The sequence below is a fragment of the Cohnella sp. genome (assembly GCF_041641335.1).
GTDB lineage: Bacteria > Bacillota > Bacilli > Paenibacillales > Paenibacillaceae > Cohnella.
The window spans coordinates 15,980-30,525 of record NZ_JBEPYQ010000087.1; the positions used below are offsets into that span (position 1 = coordinate 15,980).

Consider the following 14,546-nt stretch of genomic DNA (forward strand, 5'->3'; position numbering starts at 1 on the left):
AATATAAGGTATTTAATTATATTAACATTTTCCCAATATTTTATGAACTTTCCTGACATGAAAATCCGATTTTGCGTTCGCCTTTTCCGATGATACACTTGAAGGATACCAACGCAAGTCAGGAGAACGAACATGAACTACGACGTGATCGTCATCGGCGGAGGCTCCGCCGGACTTATGGCCGCCATCGCCGCGAGCAAGCGGCGCGCGAGCGTCCTGCTTCTCGACAAAGGGGACAAGCTGGGGCGCAAGCTCGGCATATCCGGCGGCGGGAGATGCAACGTGACGAACAACAAGGATCTCGACGAGTTGATCCGGCACATCCCCGGCAACGGCCGGTTTCTGCACAGCTCCTTGGCCAATTTCAACAACAAGGACATTATCGCTTTTTTTGAAAGCTTGGGCATTCGGCTGAAAGAAGAAGACAATGGCCGCATGTTTCCCGTGACCGATAGAGCCAAGACGGTCGTGGACACTCTGGTCGGCCAAGTGCGCAAGCAAGGCGTCGACATCCGCGTGAACGCTCCCGTAGACACTGTGCTGTACGAAGGCGGACGAGTCGCGGGCGTGCGGCTGCGCTCGGGAGAGACGCTGGGCTGCCGCTCCGTCATCGTCGCATCGGGAGGCAAATCGGTGCCGCAGACAGGCTCTACAGGAGACGGCTACGCCTGGGCGGAGAAGGCGGGGCATACGATTACCGAGCTGTTCCCGACGGAGGTTCCGCTGACGTCCAACGAACCTTTTATCACGAGCAAGGAGCTTCAAGGGTTAAGCCTCAGAGATGTCGCTCTGTCGGTATGGAATGCGAAGGGCAAGCGGGTCGTCGAACACCGCGGGGACATGATCTTCACGCATTTCGGCCTGTCGGGCCCGATCGCGCTGCGGTGCAGCCAGTTCGTCGTCAAAGCGCTCAAGGCGTCGGGAACGGGCAACGTCGAAGTCGCGATCGACCTGATGCCGGACAAGAGTCCCGACGAGGTGTACAGCGAGACGCTGAAGCTCGCGGAGGTGGAGCCGAAGAAAGCCGTCAAGAACGTGCTGAAAGCCTGTCTCCCCGAGAAAATGATCCCCCCGCTGCTGCGCGGAGCCGAGCTGGCGGAGACGGTCACTTACGACAACTTGCCGCGCCAGGCGTGGAGCCGTCTCGCCGGACTGATCAAGCGGTTCCCGATCCGGGTGTACGGCACGCTGTCGATCGAGGACGCCTTCGTAACGGGGGGCGGCGTCAACTTGAAGGAGATCGACCCGAAGACGATGGAATCGAAGCTGATGAAGGGGCTGTACTTCTGCGGAGAGGTGCTGGACATCCACGGCTACACGGGCGGCTACAACATTACGGCGGCTTTCTCGACCGGGTATACGGCGGGGATGCATGCGGCCGAAAGCTAGAAAAGGGACGCTCCAAGGCCATAGTCGGCCCTGGCATCCCCTTTTTTTTATTTGGTGCCCGTAAACGTAATCCCCTGCACGAAAAAGCGGTTAAAGAAAATGTAAATGAGCAGCGCCGGAATCGTCATGATGACCGACGCCGCCATAATGTAGTTCCAGAAGCTGATGTACTGGCCTTTGAACGTATTCAGTCCGACCGACAAAGTGAACATCGATTTGTCCGACATCAGCATAAGCGGCTTCAAAAACTCGTTCCACGCGCCCATGAAGATAAAGATCGTCTGCGCGGCCAGAGCGGGCTTGGCAAGCGGCAGAACGACGCGGAAGAACAGGCCGAGCTTGCCGAGGCCGTCCAGCTCGGACGCCTCCTCCAGCTCCTTTGGAAAGTTAATGAAAAATTGGCGCATCATGAAAATGTACGTCGCCTGGGCGGCCATAGGAACGATAATCGCCTGATAGCTGTTGAGCCAGCCCAATTCCTTGATGATCAGGTAGCTCGGAATAATCGTCAGCTGCCCCGGTATCATGATCATGGCCAGGATGCTGTAGAACATCAGCGAGCTTCCGGGAAAACGGATTCTGGCGAGCGCATATCCCGCCATGGAATTGAACAGCAGGTTAAACCCCGTAACCGACAGCGCGATGAACGCACTGTTCAGAAACCACCGCCCGAACAGCGGCTCTTGCCGGAAAATCGTCCGATAATTGTCCAAGGTCGCATGCTTCGGAATGAGATGCATGCCCCCGGACACGATCTCCGGCAGCGACTTGAACGACGCGGACAGCGCCCACAGAAACGGAATGAACGTGATCAGCGCGTAAACGCCCAGCAGGACGTAGAACGCCGGCTTGAAGCGGTCGATCGAACGCATCGCGATCCTCCTCCCTAATTCAGCTTCTCTTCCTTGAATAACAGCCTCTGCACGAGAGTGATGAGCATGATGACGACCGCGAGCAGAAACGCCAGCGCGGAAGCGTATCCCATGTCCAGATTTTTGAACGCGTATTGATAGATCAGCAGCACCATCGTCAGCGTCGCGTTGTTCGGCCCCCCGGACCCCGCGGAGAAAATGTAGGATTGGTCGAACAGTTGGAACGTTCCGATAATCCCCATGACGATGACGTAGAAGGTGACGGGTTTAAGCTGCGGCAATGTAATGCTCCGGAACTTCTGCCACGCGTTCGCCCCATCGATGTCCGCCGCCTCGTACAGGTTGCGGGGAATGTCTTGAAGCGCGGCCAGATAGATGACCATGAACAGCGGCGCGGTCGACCAGACGTTCATGATCATGATTCCTAGCAGCGCAACGGACGGGTCTCCGAGCCAATTGTAAGTCGGCAGCCCGACCAGCTCTAACAAATAATTCAGCAGACCGTTGCTGTTGTAGATCCACATGAAGATCAGCACGAGCACGGCCGAAGACGTTACCGTCGGCAAATAGAACGCGATGCGAAAAAAATTGCGGTAACGAAGCTGCATATTGAGGATCGAGGCCAGCGCCAATGCCAGCACCGTCTGGGAGGGAACGACGATCAGCGCGTACTTGGCCGTGTTCCTAAGCGCGATCCACAGGCGCGGATCGTCGATCATCCGCTCGAAATTGGCGGAGCCCGCGAATTTGTAGCTGACCGTTCCGAGCAGATTTACTTTATGAAGCGACAGGAAAATGGCGTAAGCGATCGGCAGCAGCAGGAAGCAGCCGAGAATGACGATGACGGGGGACATGAACGAATAACCCGATAGGGCGTCCCTGAATTTCGTTTTCGAATGCGACTTGGCCATTGTGAAATGCTCCTTTCGGCCGTTCCCGGTCGGGGCGTGAAACGACTAAAGCCGGATAAGGATGCGCGGCTTCACTCGTTTCACGCCAACGCGCGCGGCAATGCAGGGCAGCGCGGCGTCCTCCCCTTGCCTGACGCCGCGTTGTCCGCTTCGCGTTCGGGCTGCTTTATTGGCCCGCCTTGATTTCTTGGTTCGCCGTCTCCTGCGCCTTGGCGAGCGCTTCGGTCAGCGTCGACCCGCCCGTGTAGGCGGCGATGAACTGGTTGTTGAAGTTGTTCATGATCGTAGGCAGCGTTGAACCCGCTTGCCATGCCGTGGCGTAGGACGATCCGGCTACGAGCGCTCCGCGCAGGGCGTCCTTGTCATAGCCAAGCTCGGCGGCGACCGATTTGCGCGTCGGCAGGGCGAAGCCTTTGCTCGTCCACGTCTTCATGCCTTCCTTGCCGGTCAAGTACGAGATCAGCTTCCATGCCGCTTCTTTTTTGGCGGAACTTTTATTCATGACGTACGCAACTGTAAAGGCCATCGTCCCCTTTTTCCCGTTCACCGTCGGAACCTCGGCCGTTCCGAAGTCGACGTCCGGGAAGTTGCTCTGAATGAATGGAATCGCCCAGTTGCCCTCGAGAACCATTGCCGCTTTTTGCTGGCCGAACATTTCGCCGCCCCAGCCGGAACCGACGTCGGAAGGCTGCCCCGCCGTTTGCGCCTTAAGATGCTGGTCGACGACGAGAGCGAGCCCCTTCTCTCCTTCGGGCGTAGCGAACGCCGCCAAGCTTTGATCGTCGACGAGCTTGCCGCCGAACGCTTCGATCATGAACATCTGGCGAGCCAGCTCCGGCGCTTGACCGAGGCCGTAAACCTCGACCTTGCTGCCGTTCTTTTTCGTGAGCTTTTCGGAAATGTCCAGCAGTTCGTCCCAAGTGGCCGGGGGAGCCGAGACGCCCGCGTCGGCAAACATTTTTTTGTTGTAGAACAGCGCCAGCGTGGACGTGTCCTTCGGGAAGCCGTAGATTTGGCCGTCGCCTCCCTTGAACGCGTTCACAGTCGGGCCTTCGAAGTCGTCCAGATCGAACTCCGGGGTAACGTAGCCGTCAAGCGGCTCAAGAACGTCTCTCTCGATCAACGCGGGCGCTTCGAACGCGTCCAGGTAGAAGACGTCGGGCGCCTCGTTGCCGATCAGGCGGGTTTTGATCACGTCCATGTATTGGTCCGCGATCACTTCGTACTTGACCTTGACGTCGGGATTTTTCGCTTGGAATTCATCCAGCACTTGCTGCAGCAGCTGCTGTTCCTCCGGAGTAGAGCCCCAGCCCGCCAACGTGACTTCGACAGGGTCCTGCGCCGGAGCGGAAGACTCTGGCGCGCTTGAGGATGAGGATGGAGACGAGGACGGAGAAGCGCTTTCAGCGCCGTTCGAGCCGTTCCCGCAAGCGGAGACGACCAAGGAAAGAGCCAGCATCGAGGCAAGCGTAATCGACATTCTTTGTTTCATAGTAACCTTCCTCCCTTTTATATGCATGTATCTATAATCAAACGGGCCGAGGAAAATCGCGGCGAACGATGGACGAGACGCCGGGCCGGCGGTACCTTCCGGCCTGGTTCTCCGCGATTCGCGCAGCCCGCTCAATCCTTGCGAACGCGGGATCAGTCCGCGATCTCGACGGTGCAGCCGCTGCTATTGTCCAGCACCTCAAGCTGCACGCCGGTTGCGTCGTCCTTTCGTCTCAGCTCGACCGATATGCGTCCCCCGGCCACCGGCAAATCCTTTACGGTCAACCTGCGTATGCTCTCTGGAAGGAACGGCGACAGCGTAAGCTTGCGATTGAGCGCGTCCGACCGCAAGCCTAGCATCGTCTGGACGATCGCGATCGAGGTGCCCGCCGCCCAAGCCTGCGGCGAGCAGGCCACCGGATAAGAAACCGGATAACCGATCGAATCGTCGTAGCCGCAGAACAGCTCCGGCAGTCGGGTGTACTCGAAATGCTCGGCGGCCTTCAGCAGGCCGGATACGACGACGGACGCCTCATCCTTCAGCCCCAGACGGCTCATGCCGAGCAGAATCATGGAGTTGTCATGCGGCCAGACGCTGCCGTCGTGGTAGCTCATTGGGTTGTAGCCCGTAGAGCCGGTCGACATCGTCCGAATGCCGTATCCCCCGAACATGTCCGGCGCCGTCAGCCTTTGCGAGACGAGTCGGGCTCTCTCCTCCGATACGATGCCGCTCATAAGCAGATGCCCCGGATTGGAGGTGACGGAGCGCACCCGGTTTTTGTCCGCATCCAGCGCGATAGCGTAAAACCGCTCTTCCGGCATCCAGAACGCGTCGTCAAGCGCCCGCTTCATCCGCTCGGCTTCCTCTCTCAGTCTGCGGGCCGTCTCTTCGCGGCCTAAACGTTCGAGAACGGGCGCAAGCCTCGTTTTCGCTTGGTACACATACCCCTGTACTTCGATCAGCGCGATCGGGGCCTTCGCGAATTCTCCGTCCGCATGGACGACCGAATCGGCGGAATCCTTCCACCCTTGGTTGGCGATTCCTTTGGACGATTCCTGATAGTATTCGACCCAACCGTCGCGATCCCGGTCTCCGTAGCCGTCGATCCACTCCAGCGCTCTTTGGATATTCGGCATGAGCCGTTCGATGACGGACATGTCCCCGGTCCAATGCGCGTATTCCGCGGCGAGAAGAATGAACAAAGGCGTCGAGTCGATGCTCCCGTAGTACGGCGCGAACGGCACTTGTCCCGAGCGGGCAAGCTCGCCGCTGCGCAGCTCATGCATGACTTTGCCTGGCTGTTCGTCCTTCCACGGATTAACCTCCGTGCCTTGGTAGTCCGCCATCATTTCGAGCGTTCCCCTGGCGATGTCCGGATTCAGCGGCAGCATCTGCAATGCCGCGATCAAGCTGTCCCGTCCGAAAGGGACCGCGTACCAAGGCAGTCCCGCCACCGGGAACAACCCTTTCCCGAAGTCGGTCAGCAGCACGCGAAGGTCCTGCACGCCCCGATCGAACAGACGATTAAGCACCTTTGAATCGCTTTCGACTTTCATGACGCCTTCGTTCCATTTTCCGTAAGCCGCTTGCAGTTCGGCCAAAGCGGCTTCGCTCGCGATCGCTTCCGAACGGCTCTCTCCTGCCGACGGAACGACGGTAACGGCGATCCGTTTCGTCTCCTTCGGCCGCAAACCGATGCGGAAGACGGCTTCGCCTTGCTCGCTGACCGAATCCGCTTCTGCGTCCCAGGAGACAACCGTGCTCCTCCGAATTCCATCGGCGCCCTCGTACGCCGCATGCCACGAAGTCGGAGAGGCGCCGCGCTCCTTCACTTGCCCGAGCCGGTCGGAGGGCTGGAAGCCGCGGACGAGGAACATATCCTTGAAATCCGCGTCGAACAGCAATCCCAGCTCGAAATGCAGCGCCTTCGTCGAAAAGTTCGTCAGGATGACGTTCTCGTATAAAACGTCGTCATAGATGAACCTCTCCCGGATCAACTCGACCGATTCCCGCCACAGCTTAACTTCGCCGTTCGTCTCCTCGTGCTCGTTCGTCAGCCGGATGCGGGCAACGTAGTTTTCATCGGCGGCGGACGAAAGCAGCAGCGGCCTTCTGCCGTTCAGAGTCAGCTCCATTCTGCTGAGGAACCGGGTATCTTTCATATATAGACCGTCTTGGGCATCGCTTCCCGGAACGTCTCCGCGAATGTCCGTCATCAGAAAAAGGTCGTTATGCTTGATCACTCTGTAGTTCATTTTTTCCCCATCCCGTGTTTATATAGTCGATCCGAAACGTTTCGGATTTTAACGAAAAAAAACTTTCCCGATCCCCGGTTTCGAGAACCGAAGCAGCGTCTCCCCTTACACCGCTTAGAGACGCCGCGTGCTTTCTCTGACGATTAGTTGATTGCCGAGCAGAATTTTGCGATTATCCGTCCGCTCCTCCAGCATGTCGATCAGCAATTGCGCCGCTTGATAACCTAACTCGTATTTATCCTGCCGAATCGTCGTAAGCTTGGGCGAGCAATAAGACGCGATCGTAATGTCGTCGAATCCGATGACGGACATGTCCTCCGGCACTCTAAGCCCTACTTTCTCAAGCGTCCTCATCGCTCCCAGCGCCATCAGGTCGCTGGCGCAGAACACCGCCGTCACGTCCGGATTGCGGATCAGGATCTGGTACATGGCTTCCGCTCCGCCGTCTTCCGAGAACGCTCCGTCGTAGACCAGCGCCGGATCGGCGGCCAGCCCGGACTGCTCGAGCGCTTCCTTATAGCCGGAATAACGGTCCTGGCTGACGGAAGCCTGGTTATGCCCGTTGATCATGGCGATCCGTCGGTGACCGTACTCGAGCAAATGCCGGACCGCCATCGCCGCGCCGATTTTGCTGTCGGAAGCGACGTGCGCCACGTTCGCTCCGGTTATCGGAATGTCGATCAGGACGCACGGAAAGGAATTTTGTTCGACAACTTCGTGCAGGTACGGATCGTCCAGCCGCAAGCCCGACAGGATCGCGCCCTCCACGTTCCTCTCCTTGCACAGCGACGCGTAGGATTTTTCCACTTGCTTGGACGGGTTCGTGCTGAACAGCAGCAGATCGTAATTCAGCTCGCCGGCCCTGTCGTTAATGCCGCAGAGCACCTCGTACGCGAACGCATCCTTGGCCCCCGCACGGTTAATGTCCGAGATAATGAGGCCGATCGTGCGCGTCTTCTTCGACACCAGGCTTCTGGCTACGGCATTGGGACTGTAGGACAGATCGGCGGCGACTTGCTTGATCTTCCTCCGCGTTTCCTCGTTCACGTCATCGTATCCGTTCAGCGCCCGGGATACCGTCGTAACCGATACGCCGGCTTTTCTAGCGATATCTTTGATCGTTGCCATTCCGCAGACACCTTCCCAAAACGTTTCGGATCAAGTATAAAACAAAAAGCGCCGCGTTTGCAAGCGCTTTTTGTTTTCCGTCATTCGTCACGTCGTCTCGAAGCGGTCGTACGTACCGTCGTCGGTCAGATAGCCCTGATCGTCCTTGGCGTCCTCTTCCGCGCTTTGGCGATAACCGTCGACCCAATCCTCGTTCACCGTATGCGCGGGAATCGGGATATCGTCCATCCCGTACGCGAAATCGGTAACGACGACCGCCTCCGCCGGCGCGTGCTCCAGCAGATGGCCCGAATAGCATTGCACGATCTCCAGGGCCGAAGTCAGATCCTCGTTCTGCACGTGAATGTGCAGCCTTCCTCCCTCATGAAGTTGCGGCTCGTAGCCCAACTCGTCCAGCGTATCGGCGGCCAGCCGGGCCTGGGAATCTTCCGGAAATTGAAACAGCAGCGCGGCATGATTCATTCGCGTTCATCCTCCTCGTTCGTAATCTCGTCGCTTCCGGTTAGGTTATCCCAGATTATGGGCCGCTTATTCCTTTTGGCGGCGCGACGCCGCGAACGAGATCAGAATGTCGTTCGCCGCTCTAAGCCAGTAATATCCGGTCGCCGGAACGGCGGCGACCGCGATCCAGGCGATGCCTCCGAACGCCAGTCCGATTCGGACGCCGATCAGAAGCGCCCACAGCAGAACCAGAGGCATCGCCAGCCATGCCGTCGCTTTGCGGGAAGCCTCGGCCTCCGCTTGGTCGGACCAGACGAACAGCGAGAGATACGGCTCGGATAACCACTGCCTCCAATAGCGCCGCAGCGTCGCCACTACGAGGAACGGGAGACCGAGCCAGACGACGACCGCAAAGGGGATCGGCGGCAAGACGAGCGCGGCCGCTCCTACTCCCAGAGTGTAGACCAACTGCATCACCAGATCCGGACGGCGCAGCACCGACTTCATCCAGCTGTCCGCCAATCGGTCCGCGACGTTGTCCCGGTGCGGGAGAAGCGGCTGGGAGCGCGCGAACAGAATCGGCTTGCGCTGCCTCGGGAGCGGCTTTTTCTCCATCGTATCCATCAGGACCCAGCTTACGAGAGACGCGTAGCTTTCGTTTTCCACCGTGATTTCGTGCAGCAGCGTTCCCTTCTTGCGCATCCGCCAGAGCAGAAGGACGATAGCCGCAGCGAAGAATGCCGCCCCGGACAGAAGCGCGCTGCCCGGGCTATCCGCTCCCTTCTCCGCCAGCGCGGCCGCGCCGAGAACGAATGCTGCTCCGGACGGCAGAATGGCCGCCCATCTGCGCCACCCTTTCCAGCTTAGCGAGACGCGGTCCCGCAGCATTGCCCAGAACAGCCCAGCAGCTGCGTAATAGGCGGCGAGAGCGGTCTGGGAATCGGCAGACATTCCGAACACGGGCAGCAGCACCGGGGACAGCGTCAGGACAGCAGCGGACGTGACGAGCAATCTTGCCGCTCCTCCGTACGCGAAGCCCATCGCCGCGAAGCTCCGTCTCCAGCGGGGATTGCGATGAAGGAACAAGCCGTCTCCGCTTTCGGCGAACGTCCGGTATTTCCCCGCAAGCTGCGTCAAGGCGAGCGCCAGCAGGATCGGATACAGCGGAAACTCCGCCAGCCCCGGGGGAGGCTCTCGCATGAAATCCCTGTAAGTTCCGACGGCGATGAAAGCTCCCGGAAGCACGATGTAGAGACATACCGTCCAGTCCAGCACGGTTCTCCAGCACTTCCAGATCGTCGTCCAGAAGGCGGCCGTCCGAGCCGCGAACAGCCTTGGCGGAGTGAAGCTTCCGACGGAACGGGATGGACCGGGACGATTCGCTGCCGAATCGGACTGCGTCATGCTTCCACCTCGTCGTCACGCGCAGTAAGTCGATGGAAGCAGTCGAATAACCGGGCGTCCGGCCCGAAGCCCGCCTGCTTGGAAATCTCCTCCAGCGTGCCCGATGCCGCCGCTCCCCCCTCGCTTACGAGCACGAACCGGTCGCACATCCTTTCCGCCGAATCCAGGACATGCGTCGTCATGAGCACGGCCGCTCCCCGGCTCCTCTCCTCCTCCAGCGCGTCGATCAGCTCCAGCACCGCGCCCGGATCCAGCCCGATGAACGGCTCGTCTACCAGGTACAAGTCGGGCTTCAGCAGGAAGGCGACGATCAGCATCGTTTTCTGCTGCATGCCTTTGGAGAACTTCACCGGGTAATGATGCCGGAATCCGCTCAAGCGGAAGCGGCGCAGCAGCTTGTCCGCCCGTTCGCTCAGCTCGTCCTCCGACAAACCGGCGGAAGCGGCGGCGAGCACGAGATGCTCCCATAGCGTCAGTCTCTCGTATACGATCGGCTGCTCGGGAATATACGCGATGGCCGAGTGGAGGCCTTCGCCGGCATTGCCTTCCTCTTCCCCTCGCCAATACACCTTCGCCCGCCAATGGGGCAACTGGCCGAGCAGTCCCTTCATCAGCGTGCTCTTTCCCGCGCCGTTCGGGCCGATCAAGCCGACCCTCTCGCCGGAACGCACGTCGAGAACGATATTCCGGACGATCGGATGTCCCGATTCGTAGCCGGCCTCTTCGATGACCGCCCTCAGCAGAGAGGGACTTCCTTGCTGGCTCTCCTCGTCCCCCTTGTTCGTCTCGTCCGCCGCATTCACGAGAGTTGCCTTGTCCGCCATGTTCGCCATGTTCACCTCGTTCGTCATGTTCGCCTCGTTCGTCATGTTCGCCTCGTTCGTCATGTTCGCATCGTTCGTCATGTTCGCCTCGTTCGTCATGTTCGCATCGTTCGTCATGTTCGCCGCCTCGTCCGTAGCCAACAGTTCTCCTCCGCTTCGGTTCGTTCGTATATTTATATGTACAAGCTATATACAATACGAATTTCGCAGCCCGGAAGTTTCCCGGGCAACGCCAAGAGAGCCTTCTCCCGTTTACCGGCCGGGAATTGCGAAGGCTCTCGAAGGAAAGGGAGGCATCCCTTGCCCTAACTTTTATTCTATCCGATTACACTAGTTTCGGAAAGCATACAGCGCATGGTTGATGCCCGCAGTCTGTCCGTACACCTGGCGGTAGATCTCGAACAGCTGCGCGTAGCGGGCGCTGGCCTCCTGGTCGGGACGATAGGTGCGAGCGTGCTTAACGAACGTTTCTCCGCAGGCGTCCAGCGACGGGAACCAGCCGCAGCCGACCGCGGCCAGCATCGCCGCGCCGAGTCCGGGTCCCTGCTCGTTCTCGAGCGCGACCACGTCGGCTTGGAAAATGTCGGCCTGCATCTGCAGCCAGAGCGGATTTTTCGCTCCGCCGCCGATCGAGACGACTTTATCGACCTGTTTGCCCGCGGCGCGGAACATCTCGATCGATTCGTTCAGGGAGAACGTAATGCCCTCCATGACCGCCCGGGCGAAATGCGTTCGCGTATGGCTTCCGTCCACGCCGACGAAGCTGCCGCGGATTTGCGCGTCCGCATGCGGCGTCCGTTCTCCTACGATATAAGGCGTGAACAGCAAGCCGTTAGAGCCGGCCGGAATGTCCTCCGCGCCTTGCAGCAGCGCGTCGTACGTCTCGCCCTTGGCGAACGTGTTGCGGAACCAGCTGAGCGAATAGCCCGCGGCGAGCGTAACGCCCATCGCGTAGAAGGCGTCCGGCTTGCCGTGGTTAAAGAAATGAACCTTCCCGCGGTAGTCGGCGGAAGCATCCTCTTCGTACGTCAGGACGACGCCCGACGTCCCGATGCTGCACAGCGTCAGGCCGGGCGACAGAATGCCCGCTCCGATCGCTCCGCAGGCGTTGTCCGCGCCTCCCGCGAACACCTTCGTCTCCTGCCGCAGTCCGGTCGCGCTCGCCGCTTCGGCGGTCAGCCCGCCGACAAGCGCTCCCGCTTCGACGAGCGGCGGGCAGAAGCCCGCCGGAATCGCGAACGCGCCCAGCACGTCCGCGCTCCAGTCGCGACCCGCGACGTCAAGCATTAGCGTTCCCGCCGCGTCCGACAAGTCCATATGCTTCTCGCCGGCAAGGCGCAGCCGCACATAGTCCTTCGGCAGCAGGAAGCCGGCTGCCTTTGCGAAGGATTCCGGCTCATACCGCTTGACCCAGAGAATCTTGGGCAGCGTGAATCCTTCCAACGCGGGATTGCGGGTAACGGACAGCAGCTTGTCGCCCAGTGTCCGTTCGATCTCGCGGCATTGCTCGGTCGTGCGCGTATCGTTCCACAGAATCGCCCTGCGCACCGGCTTGCCGTCCGCGTCAAGCAGGACGAGTCCGTGCATTTGCCCGGAGAAGCTGATCCCCTCGACGTCTTCCGGGCTTACGGAGGAGCCGTCGATCAGCTCGCGCAGAGCGGCCGTCGTTCCCGTCACCCAATCCTCGGGGTCCTGTTCGCTCCACCCGGCTTTATCGTGATAGAGCGGATATTCCCGGGTCGCTTCGGCATGCACGACGCCGTCCTGACCGACGAGCAGCGTCTTGACCGCGCTCGTTCCCAAATCTACGCCAATGACATATTTCATGGAGAGGTCTCCTTCTTATACGCCGAAAATGACGTCGTTCAGGTTCGCTTTGATCTGCTCCAGACGAGCGGATTCGTTGCGAATCGGCTTCGCTTGCAGCGCGTACGCTTCCAGCGACTTCAGCGTTGCTTTGCCGGATACGATGTCGGCGCCGATGCCTTCGCCGAAGCTGCTGTAACGCTTGGACACGATGTCGTCGATCACGCGCTCCTCGATCAGCTTGGCGGCCGCTTTCAGGCCGCGGGCGTAAGTGTCCATACCAGCAATGTGGGCAAGGAACAAATCCTCGTCCTCGAAGGACGAACGGCGTACCTTCGCGTCGAAGTTGACGCCGCCGCGGCCTAGACCGTCGTTCTTCAAAATTTCGTACATCGCCAGCGTCGTGGAGACAAGATCGGTCGGGAACTCGTCGGTATCCCAGCCCAGCAGCAAGTCGCCTTGATTGGCGTCGATGGAGCCGAGCATGCCGTTGATGCGCGCCACGCGGAGCTCGTGCTCGAACGTATGGCCCGCCAGCGTCGCATGGTTGGCTTCGATGTTCAGCTTAAAGCTGTCTTTCAGGCCGTAGGTTTGCAAGAACGCGATCGCCGTAGCCGCGTCGAAATCGTACTGATGCTTGGACGGCTCCTTCGGCTTAGGCTCGATCAGGAATTGGGCGTCGAAGCCGATCTCCTTCGCGTAATCTACCGCCATATGGAGGAAGCGGGCCAGATTGTCGAGCTCCAGCTTCATGTCCGTGTTCAGCAGCGATTCGTAGCCTTCGCGGCCGCCCCAGAAGACGTAGTTCTCGGCTCCGAGCTCTTTGCCGACCTCGAGCCCTTTCTTCAGCGTTGCCGCCGCGTACGCGAACACTTCCGCGTTGTTCGTCGTGCTGGCGCCGTGAACGTACCGAGGGTTCGTGAACAGGTTGACCGTGTTCCAGAGCAGCTTCTTGCCGGTCGACTTCTGATAGTCTTTCAGCATGGCGACGATGACGTCGAGGTTTTTGTTCGTCTCGGCCAGCGTTGCGCCCTCCGGAGCGATGTCCACGTCGTGGAAAGCGTAGAACGGTACGTTCAGCTTCTCCAACAGCTCGAAGTTGGCTTCGACGCGGGCTTTCGCCTTGTCCAGCGGGGCAAGCGAATCCCAGCTCCGAACCGCCGTGCCGGCGCCGAACGGGTCGCCGCCGTTGGCGTTGAACGTGTGCCAATAAGCGACGGCGAAGCGCAGATGCTCCTCCATCGTTTTGCCGAACACGACTTCTTGCGGGTTGTAGTGGCGGAACGCGAACGGATTTTTCGAATCGCGTCCTTCGTACTGGATCTTGGGAACGTTAGGGAATTTGCTCATAACGGATGTTAGCCTCCTTGAAAGCGGTATCAGTTTATAAATCTGATATCAGCATATCACCTCTAACTTAGTTTGTCTATTCAATAAACTAAGTTTAAGGTTGACAGGACCCCTGACATTGGATAGCTACAGGGGCCCCACAAATAAAGGTAGGTATCGGAAGAACCGGCTGAGTTCAAGATTCGCTGTCGAGTCAGCTCCCTGAATCGCTCCGTGATCAAAATTGGACTTTTTGAACAATCTCTTTAAACGCGCTGAAGGTTTTTTGTAGCCGCCTGTTCCCTCATGCTTTGAATATGCTGCAGCGCAAGTAAGATCTTCATCACGGTTTTGTATTCTGGAAGAACTTTACCACTCTCTACTCGGGCAATAACAGGCTGTGAGAGACCCGTGATTTCTGCGAGTTGGACCTGGGTAATGCCGAGTTGTTTTCGCAGTACCACGCATCTGTTAACCGCCTTAGCAGTCTCTTCAATCGCTTGTTTTTCAATATCGTTCATAAATCAATCCTCAATGTTGTCAGGTTAAGGTTAAAATTTGTCGCCCCCCCCCCCCGGTCCTGGCGAATAGGTTGAGCTTTGACGGGACCGAGACTGCGGGGCTGAGGCCAAAAAAGTGCCTCGGCACTGCCCAAGCCGCGCGGCTAAGGCCAAGAAAGTGCCTCGGCGCCCCCC

The 14,546-nt window shown here is 59.0% G+C and carries 12 protein-coding genes; 1 reads left to right on the forward strand and 11 read right to left on the reverse strand.

Annotated elements, in window-relative coordinates:
* Nucleotides 1-132: 132 nt before the first annotated feature.
* The gene (locus ACESLM_RS23725) at nt 133-1,389 is read left to right on the forward strand and encodes a BaiN/RdsA family NAD(P)/FAD-dependent oxidoreductase (RefSeq protein ID WP_372635163.1); all 1,257 of its coding nucleotides are present in this window, start codon (nt 133-135) and stop codon (nt 1,387-1,389) included.
* Between the two features lie 47 nt (nt 1,390-1,436).
* Here the strand turns inward: ACESLM_RS23725 and ACESLM_RS23730 are convergent, their stop codons facing one another.
* The 11 genes from ACESLM_RS23730 to ACESLM_RS23780 form a co-directional block, all read right to left on the reverse strand.
* Nucleotides 1,437-2,261 carry a carbohydrate ABC transporter permease gene (locus tag ACESLM_RS23730; protein ID WP_372635165.1) on the reverse strand — a complete coding sequence of 275 codons (825 nt, stop codon included), beginning with the start codon at nt 2,259-2,261 and terminating at the stop codon, nt 1,437-1,439.
* 14 nt (nt 2,262-2,275) lie between these two features.
* Nucleotides 2,276-3,172 carry a carbohydrate ABC transporter permease gene (locus ACESLM_RS23735; RefSeq protein WP_372635167.1) on the reverse strand — a complete coding sequence of 299 codons (897 nt, stop codon included), beginning with the start codon at nt 3,170-3,172 and terminating at the stop codon, nt 2,276-2,278.
* 166 nt (nt 3,173-3,338) lie between these two features.
* Nucleotides 3,339-4,664 (reverse strand): ABC transporter substrate-binding protein, encoded by a 1,326-nt coding sequence (locus ACESLM_RS23740; protein ID WP_372635170.1) that lies wholly within the window; start codon nt 4,662-4,664, stop codon nt 3,339-3,341.
* Nucleotides 4,665-4,816: 152 nt separating this feature from the next.
* Entirely contained in the window at nt 4,817-6,919 is a 2,103-nt protein-coding gene (locus tag ACESLM_RS23745; RefSeq protein ID WP_372635173.1) for an amylo-alpha-1,6-glucosidase, read from the reverse strand.
* Between the two features lie 114 nt (nt 6,920-7,033).
* Nucleotides 7,034-8,047 (reverse strand): LacI family DNA-binding transcriptional regulator, encoded by a 1,014-nt coding sequence (locus ACESLM_RS23750; protein WP_372635176.1) that lies wholly within the window; start codon nt 8,045-8,047, stop codon nt 7,034-7,036.
* An 87-nt stretch (nt 8,048-8,134) separates the two neighbouring features.
* Nucleotides 8,135-8,509 carry a hypothetical protein gene (locus ACESLM_RS23755; protein WP_372635179.1) on the reverse strand — a complete coding sequence of 125 codons (375 nt, stop codon included), beginning with the start codon at nt 8,507-8,509 and terminating at the stop codon, nt 8,135-8,137.
* Between the two features lie 66 nt (nt 8,510-8,575).
* Nucleotides 8,576-9,892 (reverse strand): ABC transporter permease, encoded by a 1,317-nt coding sequence (locus tag ACESLM_RS23760; protein WP_372635180.1) that lies wholly within the window; start codon nt 9,890-9,892, stop codon nt 8,576-8,578.
* Nucleotides 9,889-10,857 (reverse strand): ABC transporter ATP-binding protein, encoded by a 969-nt coding sequence (locus ACESLM_RS23765; protein WP_372635183.1) that lies wholly within the window; start codon nt 10,855-10,857, stop codon nt 9,889-9,891. Before ACESLM_RS23765 ends, ACESLM_RS23760 begins: the two co-directional genes overlap by 4 nt.
* Before the next feature lie 189 nt (nt 10,858-11,046).
* Nucleotides 11,047-12,543, reverse strand: a complete 1,497-nt coding sequence (xylB, locus tag ACESLM_RS23770; protein WP_372635185.1) for a xylulokinase — start codon at nt 12,541-12,543, stop codon at nt 11,047-11,049.
* Between the two features lie 15 nt (nt 12,544-12,558).
* Nucleotides 12,559-13,872: a xylose isomerase gene (gene xylA, locus ACESLM_RS23775; protein ID WP_372635188.1), complete on the reverse strand. Its 1,314-nt coding sequence runs from the start codon at nt 13,870-13,872 to the stop codon at nt 12,559-12,561.
* A gap of 245 nt (nt 13,873-14,117) precedes the next feature.
* Complete coding sequence (locus ACESLM_RS23780; RefSeq protein ID WP_372635190.1) at nt 14,118-14,372, reverse strand: helix-turn-helix domain-containing protein; 255 nt, start codon at nt 14,370-14,372, stop codon at nt 14,118-14,120.
* Nucleotides 14,373-14,546: the final 174 nt, after the last annotated feature.

What these genes read in the sequence shown, in the direction of transcription:
- ACESLM_RS23760 (WP_372635180.1), bottom strand. Translation starts at nt 9,892, where the DNA reads ATGACGCAGTCCGATTCGGCAGCGAATCGTCCCGGTCCATCCCGTTCC.
- ACESLM_RS23750 (WP_372635176.1), bottom strand. Translation starts at nt 8,047, where the DNA reads ATGGCAACGATCAAAGATATCGCTAGAAAAGCCGGCGTATCGGTTACG.
- ACESLM_RS23745 (WP_372635173.1), bottom strand. Translation starts at nt 6,919, where the DNA reads ATGAACTACAGAGTGATCAAGCATAACGACCTTTTTCTGATGACGGAC.
- ACESLM_RS23780 (WP_372635190.1), bottom strand. Translation starts at nt 14,372, where the DNA reads ATGAACGATATTGAAAAACAAGCGATTGAAGAGACTGCTAAGGCGGTT.
- ACESLM_RS23730 (WP_372635165.1), bottom strand. Translation starts at nt 2,261, where the DNA reads ATGCGTTCGATCGACCGCTTCAAGCCGGCGTTCTACGTCCTGCTGGGC.
- ACESLM_RS23740 (WP_372635170.1), bottom strand. Translation starts at nt 4,664, where the DNA reads ATGAAACAAAGAATGTCGATTACGCTTGCCTCGATGCTGGCTCTTTCC.
- xylA (WP_372635188.1), bottom strand. Translation starts at nt 13,872, where the DNA reads ATGAGCAAATTCCCTAACGTTCCCAAGATCCAGTACGAAGGACGCGAT.
- xylB (WP_372635185.1), bottom strand. Translation starts at nt 12,543, where the DNA reads ATGAAATATGTCATTGGCGTAGATTTGGGAACGAGCGCGGTCAAGACG.
- ACESLM_RS23755 (WP_372635179.1), bottom strand. Translation starts at nt 8,509, where the DNA reads ATGAATCATGCCGCGCTGCTGTTTCAATTTCCGGAAGATTCCCAGGCC.
- ACESLM_RS23735 (WP_372635167.1), bottom strand. Translation starts at nt 3,172, where the DNA reads ATGGCCAAGTCGCATTCGAAAACGAAATTCAGGGACGCCCTATCGGGT.
- ACESLM_RS23725 (WP_372635163.1), top strand. Translation starts at nt 133, where the DNA reads ATGAACTACGACGTGATCGTCATCGGCGGAGGCTCCGCCGGACTTATG.